This is a genomic window from Massilia sp. S19_KUP03_FR1 (genome assembly GCF_036688685.1).
Taxonomy (GTDB): domain Bacteria; phylum Pseudomonadota; class Gammaproteobacteria; order Burkholderiales; family Burkholderiaceae_D; genus JALYUM01.
The window spans coordinates 79892-88994 of record NZ_JAQQPS010000023.1; the positions used below are offsets into that span (position 1 = coordinate 79892).

Below are 9103 nucleotides of genomic sequence, written 5' to 3' on the forward strand. Positions count from 1 at the left end.
GTTCACGGCTATGGTAACGCGATATACTTGGGCCATGACGATTACCCGCTGCAGCTGGGCCAATATGGCCAATCCCCGCTACCTTGCCTACCACGACAAGGAATGGGGCGTGCCCTGCCACGACGAAAACATCCTCTTTGAAATGCTCAACCTGGAAGGCGCACAGGCCGGCCTGTCATGGGAGACCATACTCAACAAACGCGATACCTACCGGCTCGCTTTCGATGGCTGGGACCCGGAGACCATCGCCGCCTACGGCCCGGACAAGGTGGCCGAGCTGCTCGCCAACCCCGGCATCGTGCGCAACCGCCTGAAGGTGGCGGCCACCATCACGAATGCCCAGGCTTACCTGCGCCTGCGCGCGCAGGGACAAACGCTCGACAGCTATCTGTGGGCCTTCGTCGACGGCCAGCCCATCGTCAACCGCAGCGGCGAACGGTTCGCCAAGACCGAGCTGTCCGACCGCCTGTCGAAAGATTTATTGAAACGCGGTTTTAAGTTCGTCGGCTCGACCATCATCTATGCTTACATGCAGGGCATCGGCATGGTGGACGACCACCAGCCGCAGTGCTTCCGCCACGCGTCCCGCTAATGGACTGGCAGGGCCGCAAACGATTTACCCTGTTTGACGCCGACTACGGCGACGGCAGCGGCTGCGCCGCGCGCATTGCGCAATGGCGCGCCGACCCGGCTCGCTCCACCCACTTGCACGTGATTGCCGTGGCCAACGGCCTGATGCCCGGCTTTCACCGCATCCCCCAGCCAGACAGCGCCGTCACGCTCGACCTCATCGCGCTGCCGCTGGCCGACGCGCTGGCGCAAATGACGGCCAGCCTGGATGCGATCCGTCTGCACCACGCTACGGGCCTGGCGTTCGCGCGGCCGCTGGCGCGCATCACGGCGCTCGGTGCACGGCTCGACGCGGCCGGGCTGGACGCTGCGCAAATCGACGCATTGCAAGCGCAAGGGTTTGTTTTCGATGGCCAGCAAGCCCGCTTCGCCAGCCGTAAGCCGCGCCTGGCCACCACGCCGGTACCGGAGCGGCGCGCCGTCGTCATTGGCGCCGGCCTGGCGGGCGCCGCCGCCTGCGAGCGCCTGTGTGCGCGCGGCTGGGACGTCACGCTGGTCGAACGCCACGCGGCGCCGGCAATGGAAGCTTCGGGCAACCTGGCCGGCATCTTCATGCCGCTGCTCTCGCGCGACGACAATATCCCGACCCAATTGACGCGCGCCGCGTATCTGTACGCGCTGCGCTATTGGGACACACTCGGGGGCATCGGCGCAACAATCGAGGGTGCCGCGTGCGGTGTTCTGCAACTGGCGCGCGATCCGCAGCATGCTGTCGTCCAGCGGGCGCTGGCCAGCGCGACCGCCTATCCGCCGCAATTTGCGCAGTGGCTGGAACGGCCCGATGCCGAAGCGCGGCTGGGCCATCCCGCGCCCGATGGCGGCTGGCTGTTCCGCCAGGGCGGCTGGGCGCGTCCGGGCAGCGTGTGCGACGCCATGCTCGATGCCTGTGGTACGCGCCTGACGCGAAGCTTCAACAGCGGCAGCGTGACGCTCCAGCGCGCCGGTGCCGGCTGGCTGGTCAAGAATGCAGCAGGTGAGACGATCGCCAGCGCCGCCACCGTCATTCTCGCCAACGGCCCCGGCGCGCGCGCGCTGGCGCAGGCGCACACGCTGCCCCTGTCCGCGGTACGTGGACAGGTGACGCATATCGACGCCGCCACTGCCCCCGCGCTGCCGCTGGTGCTGTGCCGCGAGGCCTACATCACGCCGCCATCCCAGGGCGTTTGCAGCTTCGGCGCCAGCTACGATGCCGACGCCGATCCCGAACTGCGCGCCAGTAGCCAGCAAGCCAACCTGGACAATATCCGCGACCTGCTGCAGGACGCCGGCATCGGCGTCGGTGCGCCTTTGCGCGGGCGTGTCGGATTTCGCTGTGTCGCGCCCGATCGACTGCCGCTGGTGGGCCGCCTGCCCGACGTCGACGCCGCCGGCGGCCGCGAACGCCTGCGCGAGGTGCCGCGCCATCCCGGCCTGTATGCCTTGCTGGGTTACGCATCGCGCGGCCTGATCTGGGCGCCGTTGGCGGCCGAACTGCTGGCGGCCCAGCTCGAAGGCGAAGCGCTGCCACTGGCGGCCAAGCTCGTGGACGCGCTCGACCCTGCCCGCTTCGTGCTGCGCTCGCGCCGTATTCAACAAAAACCAACAGATGGCGACGACTTCTGATCCAATAGCACAAAGCACGCGCAGCGCCACCGTATAATTGGCTTGCGGCAACTCTTTGCCGGATCGGAGGGCAGTACTGATGGACGACACGCCGCACGCACACGACCTGTTCGTGTTCCTCGCATCGACCGCGCACGACATGAAAAATTCGATCAGCGTGGTGTCGGGCACGCTGGAGCGGCTGCTGGGCGATGCCGCACCCGGCTCGCCGCTGCGCGACAGTGCAGCCTATCCGGAGATGGCGCAGATGCTGTATCAGACGCGCCGCCTGAACGACAACCTGATGCAACTGCTGGCCCTGTACAAAGACGTCGGCACGCCCGCCTATCCGCTCGATATCGCTTTCACTGACGTGGCGCAGCTGGCAGAGCAGGTCGCCGCGAATAACCGCGTGTTGCTCGAAGCGCGCGATATCACCCTGGAGATCGATGCGCCGCCCGGACTCTGCTGGCACCTCGATGAAGACCTGGTCATCGGCGTGGTCAACCACGCCATCAACAACGCCACGCGCTACACGCGCGACCGCATTCGGCTGTCGATGATGGGGGGCGACGGCATGCTCGAGATTCGCGTCGAAGACAATGGCGCCGGCTTCCCGCCCGCGCTGCTGGCCGCCGGCGCTGTTGCCGGACGCACGCGGGCGGTCGATTTCGGCGCCAACAGCGCCGGCCTGGGCCTGTATTTTGCGACCGAGGTGGCGAAGATGCATGCCCACCGCGGCACGCCCGGCACGGTGCGCCTGGAGAACGGCGGCCGCTTGAGCGGCGGATGCTTTGTGTTGCGCTTGCCATGAACACGCGCGAACCGCCGGCGACGACGCTCAAGGAAGTGTCGTGGGCCGACAAGAGCTACCTGATCGTCGACGACTTCGTCGGCGTGCGCCAGCTGTTGCGCGAGAGCCTGCGCAACCTGGGCGCCCGGAATATCGACCAGGCGTCCTCCGGCGGTGAAGCGATGAATCTGCTGGGGCGCATCCGCTACGACGTGGTGCTGTGCGATTACAACCTCGGCGAGGGAAAAAATGGTCAGCAGGTGCTGGAAGAGGCGCGCCAGCGCAACCTGCTCAACCCCAGCAGCGTGTGGATGATGGTGTCGGCCGAAAAGAGCACCGAGTCGGTGATGGGGGCGGCCGAGCACCAGCCGGACGCCTACCTGATCAAGCCGATCACCGAAGGCGTGCTGCTGACGCGCCTGAACCGGGTATGGCACAAGAAGCAGGTGTTCCGCCCCATCGACCAAGCCTACGGCGAAAAGGATTATTTGCGCGCCGCGCGCCTGTGCGACGAAGAGATCGCGCGCGGCGCGCAGAAGGAGGGCGGCAACGTGCACCGCATCGAACTGCTGCGCATGAAGGCGCGCCTGATGGAGAAAAGCGGGCAGCCGATCAAGGCGCGCGAGGCGTACGACGAAGTGCTGGCCGAACGCGAGTACCAGTGGGCGCGCACCGGCCTGGCCAAGATCCGCATGGCCAACGGCGAGCTGGAACAGGCACGCCAGCTGTTCCAGGGTGTGATTGCCGAAAATCGCCATTACATCGATGCCTACGACCAGCTGGCGCTGGCCTACCAGCAGATGGGGCAGCTGGAGGAAGCCTGTTCGGTGCTGGAACGGGCAGCGCGCCTGTCGCCCAATTCGGTGCCGCGCCAGCGCCATTTCGGACAGGTGTGCCTGAAACTGGGCAATGTGGGCATGGCGGAGAAGGCGTTCAGAAAATGCATCGCGATCGGTGAATACTCGTACCTCAAAACGGCGGACGCTTATCTGGGCCTGGCGCGCGTATGCGGCATGAAGAACGAACCCAAGGAAGCCCTGCTGCTGCTCGGCCACGCCCAGCGCGAGTTCCCGACCGACGACGTGCGTCTGCGCGTCAAGATCACCGAGGGCATGGTCTACCACGAGACCGGCGACTACCGGCGTGCGCGCAAATCCGGCGACGAGCTCGAGGAAATGCTGGCGCTCAGTCCCCAGCGTCCCGACACCGCCACCTGCATGGAGATGGCAACGCTGCTGTTTGTCGTCGGCGTCAAGGAGGCGCCGGTCGAGTTGCTGTGCTACGTGATCCGCAACAACCACGACAGCCTGCTGCTGCAGGACGAGGTCCAGCGGATTTTCGACAAGGCGCGCATGGGCGAGGAGGGCGTCGAGCTGATTCGCGCATCCAAAAAAGAAGCGGCCGACCTGATGAACCAGGGCGTGCTGCTGTGGAAAACCGGGAAACTCGACGAAGCAATCGCCTGGATGCGCACGGCGCGCGCCACCTTGCCGAACAACCTGCGCATCCTGTTCAACGCAGCGCAAATACTGGTGTCGGCGATGCAACAGAACGGTTATCAGATCATGCTGGCCGACGAGGCGATCGAGGTGCTGCTGCATGTCGACCGCATCCATCCGGGGCAACAGCGCTTTGCGCAGTTGATGGAGCAGCTGGCCTTGCTGGCGCCGGATGGCACGCTCCCGCCCGCTGACGATGCGCCAGCCGATTGATATCAAGTCTTGTCGTTCTTCGGCTTTGCGCGTGCTTTCGATGCCTGCTCGGCCGCATCTGCTGGTGCCTTGGCGGCGGCCATCGCTTCCAACGTTCCTGGATTGCCACCAACGCTGGCATCCCTTGCCACCTGAATCCTCTCTCCAAACCCGTGCTCCTCCAATGCCTCCACTGCTGCCGCCAGCACCGCCGAAAGAGGGTAGGGCAAGTCCGCATCCAGGCTAGCGGCCGCCGCCGCCGTGGCCAGCCAGCAGCGCTGCAAGTGCGGCACCATCGACCGTCCGAGCTCGCTCAGCTGAACCAGCCGCTGACGTGCATCGAGCTTGCCGGCAGCACTGGTCACCAGGCCCTGTTTTATCATCAGCGCCACCGTCTGCGTCGCGGCCGGCTGGGAGAGGCCAGTGTGCGCCACGATTTGGCCGATTGTTAGCGGCGCCTGCGCGATCAGGGCGCGCATGATGGGCGTGTAGCGAGGGCGGTAGTCGAGTCCTGCTTGCACGTACGAAGCCTCGACCGCGCCGTCGAGCAATTCAATAAGATGGCGCAATTGCGTTCCGAGTCCCTGTTTCACGTTTGCCTGGCTTTTGCGTCACGCAGCTTGATACATTGGCCTTCACGCATGGCGCGCAGCAACAGGATAGCGCTGACGACCGTCATCAGGATCAAGGTGACGACCGAGCCTTCCAAACCGTAGGCGCCACCGGTCAGCCAGTCAGGGCCTGTCAGGCGTAATTGCAGGAGACCATGTGCAGCGTTGCCCGAGGTCGGCAGCGAGAGAACGCCATCCGAGACAAAGTTCCAGGAAAAATGCAAGCCGATGGGCAGCCACAGGCGGCGCGATTGCAGGTAGGCAGCCGCAAACATCACCCCGGCAATGACCGTGTTGCCCACCGCGAATGCGGTCATGCCTTCATTCGGCAGGTGGGCCAGGCCGAATAGCAGGGCCGAAATAACGATGGCCAGCCAAGTACCTTGTGAACGTTCGCACAAGCGGAAAATCACGCCGCGGAACAGGATTTCCTCGATCAGCGCCACAAACATCATGTCGGTAAAAGCCTTCGCACACGCGCGCCAGTTGGCGGTGCCGATCACGTCAAAGTCGCCCGCCAGCGCCACAATGCCGACGGCGCCCAGGAACAGCAGCGTGCCCAGTGCCAGTCCCGCACCGAGTTCGATCCCTTGTGCCGGTCCATGCAGTTCCGTCACAGCACGCCTCTCGATCCTGCGTACATAAGCAATGTAGCCAACCAAGCCCAGCGCTGCTGCCAAAAGCGGCGGCCAAAACGCCCGCAAGGCCCGGTCGGGAATCTGGTGGGAAAGGATCAGCACCAGCGCAACCGGGATGCAGACAGCGAGCATTGCGAGCACGATGCGCACACTTGAAAAGCGCGTGACGCCGCGATGCACGGGCAAGGAAGACAACTTGCGATCAGGGGACGCAGCATACACAGTCATGGAAGCCTGGCACAGTTAAGTTATCGGTTCGGTAAATATATAAGCGCTTATATTATTTGTCAAATCCTATCTCGCATGGACAAATGTGTCTGCTCCAGATGGATAGTTGCCCTCGCTATCCCGGGCCACGGCGCAAGTCATAGTAGGGCTTGGCGATTTGGCTCATCGTGCCGTCGTGGCCATCTGGCCGAGGCTGTGTAAAAACGCACGCTGGCTGGCTAGCGCGCTACACGCGACCGAAAGCGGAAGTTCCCGAGATCATGTACACGCCGGCCTCTTGTGTCGAACATGATTGTTTTATGCCCGACTTGATTGTTTGTCCACAGGATCACTGTGCATTTATTTAGCCCGAGTGACAATACGAGCATTTTTCCTTAAAGAAATTTGCTAGTCTGGCTGATCTGGAACGACGCATTGCCGACGACCTCGGCGAGCAGGTGCGCGCGTTTCCGTCACCCCGGATGATTTTAGGTCGAAAGAACTTCATGAACATGTCTCACCCCGCGACATCGGCGGCGCTGATCGCTGTCCTGTTTTGCCTGTTTCGTCCAGGCGCCGACGCCCAGGAAATCTACAAATGGACCGACCCGAACGGCAAGGTCCACTACGGCGACCGCGCGGCGGCACCCGAGGCCAGCCAGAAAATCCATGTCACAGCGGCGCCAGTTGTGCTGCCACCGGCGACCCAGTCCACCGTGTCGGCGTTGCCGCAGCCAGATAATAAAACCAGGTCGGTGCGGGTCAATCCCGCCCTGGTCGGGTCGTCGTGCAAGGGTTTGATCGACAAGATTGCAGCTGTCCCGGTCGGCCAGGGCTGGCAGGCGCTGTCCCGCGAGTTCAACAGCGCCTGTCCGGGTATCGCTTACGAATGTGTGGAATATGTGTCGAACCCCCAGAACAATCAGTGCAACTGGATCGAGCGCAAGGACGGTAATGTCCTGAACCGGAACAAGTACCCCTAAGTGTAACGGCACGCGTTTGAAAACGGGCGTGCTCGCATTCGACGCCATTTTTGGCTCAGATTAAGTACAAATGATCGTAGAGTCGTGCTCACGCTATCTGCAAATGCGCTTGCAATCGACGGCGCCGGCTCGAATTCCATGGCGGCCTGCTCGCGCTAACTGCAAGCCCCAAAAGGTCACGTAGATCGTCTCGTTTGGGTCTGGATAACCAGGCGCCGATGTCTCGAAGGTGCCGTATCAACCCATGTGAGACACGAAAAGCGTCTCAATGGCAGCGCCGCGCATAGGTGTACCTGCACGGTACAATCGCCCGAAGGCAACTTCCGCTTTCGGTCCAGGCTGTGTAAAAACGTAAATTGCTGTAAACGAAACCTGACCGGTAAACGTTAAGCCAGCATCTCATCATCCGGGGTGCGAAATGAAGCGCTTTATCGAAGGTGAAGACCGAGGTCAGTCCACGATGCTCCCCGAGCTACTGGACGACTATGTCGACGAAGACAACCAGGTCAGGGTGGTCGATGTATTTGTCGATCAGCTTGACCTGGCCAGCCTTGGATTCGAGCGTGTGCAGCCCGCGTCAACGGGCCGGCCTGCATACCATCCGAGTGTCATGCTCAAGCTTTACATCTACGGCTATCTCAATCGAATTCAATCGAGCCGGCGCCTGGAGCGCGAAGCGCAGCGGAACGTCGAATTGATGTGGTTGACGGGATGTCTGAAACCGGACTTCAAGACGATCGCCAACTTCCGAAAACACAACGGCAAATCGATCCGTAATGTATGCCGTCAGTTCGTCGTCTTGTGCCAGCAGCTCGACCTGTTTTCGGATGCCGTCGTCGCTATCGACGGCAGCAAATTCAAAGCGGTGAACAGCCGCGATCGCATTTTCACTGACGCGAAACTCAAGCGACGGATGGAGGAGATCGAAGCGAGCATTGGTCGTTACCTGGCCGAGCTCGACAGCGCCGACAGGCAGGAGCCCGGCGCCGCAAAGCCGAAACGCGTGCGGCAGGAAGAGAAGAAAGCGGCATTGAAATTGCAAATGGCTTCGCTCAAGGAAATTGAAGCGCAGCTTGTAGATACGGGCGAAAAACAGATTTCGTTAACTGATCCGGATGCCCAATCCATGATGACACGCGGCGGCGGCATCGTCGGGTACAGCGTGCAAACGGCCGTCGATGCAAAGCACCATTTGATCGTCGAACACGAGGTGACAAACATCGGCAACGACCGCGATCAACTATCCGGAATGGTCAAAGAAAGCGCGTGAGGCAATCGGCACGACCGAGCTGATAGCGCTGGCCGACCGGGGCTATTTTAGTGGCAAGGAGGTCCTGGCATGTCATGAAGCAGGCATAGCAACTCTGGTGCCCCCAACGAAGACCTCCACTGCCAAGGCAGACGGTCGATTCGACAAAGCCGACTTCATCTAGAACCCAGAGAAAAATGCGTATCGCTGCCCAGCGGGTCAATCACTCATCTGGCGCTTTGCGACCGTTAAAAAAGGCATGACGAATCACAGGTGCTGGAGTTCAAATTGCAAGAGCTGCGTACTTAAAGAAAAGTGCACGCCGAGTACCAATCGCAGTGTGACCCGCTGGGAGCATCAGGATGTGCTTGAGAACATGCAGGCACGTCTCGAGCAAACGCCGGATGCCATGCGTATTCGACGTTGTACGGTTGAACATCCCTACGGCACCATCAAAGCCTGGATGGGGGCGACGCATTTCCTAAGCAGCGGTTTGGAGCGAGTGAAGACCGAGATGAGCCTGCATGTACTCGCCTATAACCTCAAGCGACTGGTCGCTATCCTCGGCATTGCGGATATGATGAAGGCCATCAAGACTTTTATCCATTTCTGGGGCCTAAAAGCGGCGCTTCTGGCGGTCGCCTTAGGGAAACGCTGATTAATTAAGGCGCTCCCGTTCCCGCCGGTGCCGCAACCTGAGACAATAACGGTACGTTCCCT

7 protein-coding genes and 1 pseudogene are annotated in these 9103 nt (G+C 61.9%); 6 read left to right on the plus strand and 2 right to left on the minus strand.

Annotation, left to right across the window (positions count from 1 at the left end):
• The first annotated feature begins 34 nt into the window (after positions 1–34).
• The 4 genes from V6M87_RS22370 to V6M87_RS22385 all read left to right on the plus strand — a co-directional run bounded on the left by V6M87_RS22370 (position 35) and on the right by V6M87_RS22385 (position 4716).
• On the plus strand, positions 35–592 hold the full coding sequence (locus V6M87_RS22370) for a DNA-3-methyladenine glycosylase I (RefSeq protein WP_332878884.1): 558 nt from the start codon (positions 35–37) through the stop codon (positions 590–592).
• On the plus strand, positions 592–2232 hold the full coding sequence (mnmC, locus tag V6M87_RS22375) for an FAD-dependent 5-carboxymethylaminomethyl-2-thiouridine(34) oxidoreductase MnmC (RefSeq protein WP_332878885.1): 1641 nt from the start codon (positions 592–594) through the stop codon (positions 2230–2232). The genes V6M87_RS22370 and mnmC overlap by 1 nt, the downstream gene beginning before the upstream one ends.
• A gap of 79 nt (positions 2233–2311) precedes the next feature.
• Positions 2312–3025 (plus strand): sensor histidine kinase, encoded by a 714-nt coding sequence (locus V6M87_RS22380; protein ID WP_332878886.1) that lies wholly within the window; start codon positions 2312–2314, stop codon positions 3023–3025.
• Positions 3022–4716, plus strand: a complete 1695-nt coding sequence (locus V6M87_RS22385) for a tetratricopeptide repeat protein (protein WP_332878887.1) — start codon at positions 3022–3024, stop codon at positions 4714–4716. Before V6M87_RS22380 ends, V6M87_RS22385 begins: the two co-directional genes overlap by 4 nt.
• Positions 4717–4718: 2 nt before the next feature.
• Here V6M87_RS22385 and V6M87_RS22390 read toward each other — a convergent pair whose 3' ends face one another.
• A complete protein-coding gene (locus V6M87_RS22390) occupies positions 4719–5288 on the minus strand; it encodes a MarR family winged helix-turn-helix transcriptional regulator (RefSeq protein ID WP_332878888.1) in 570 nt (189 codons plus the stop codon).
• Positions 5285–6139 (minus strand): CPBP family intramembrane glutamic endopeptidase, encoded by an 855-nt coding sequence (locus tag V6M87_RS22395; protein ID WP_332878889.1) that lies wholly within the window; start codon positions 6137–6139, stop codon positions 5285–5287. The genes V6M87_RS22390 and V6M87_RS22395 overlap by 4 nt, the downstream gene beginning before the upstream one ends.
• A gap of 518 nt (positions 6140–6657) precedes the next feature.
• Here V6M87_RS22395 and V6M87_RS22400 point away from each other — a divergent pair.
• Together V6M87_RS22400 and V6M87_RS22405 are read left to right on the plus strand one after the other, a co-directional pair.
• Positions 6658–7134, plus strand: a complete 477-nt coding sequence (locus V6M87_RS22400; protein WP_332878890.1) for a DUF4124 domain-containing protein — start codon at positions 6658–6660, stop codon at positions 7132–7134.
• A gap of 418 nt (positions 7135–7552) precedes the next feature.
• A pseudogene (locus V6M87_RS22405) lies at positions 7553–9041 on the plus strand (IS1182 family transposase).
• The last annotated feature ends 62 nt before the right edge of the window (positions 9042–9103 follow it).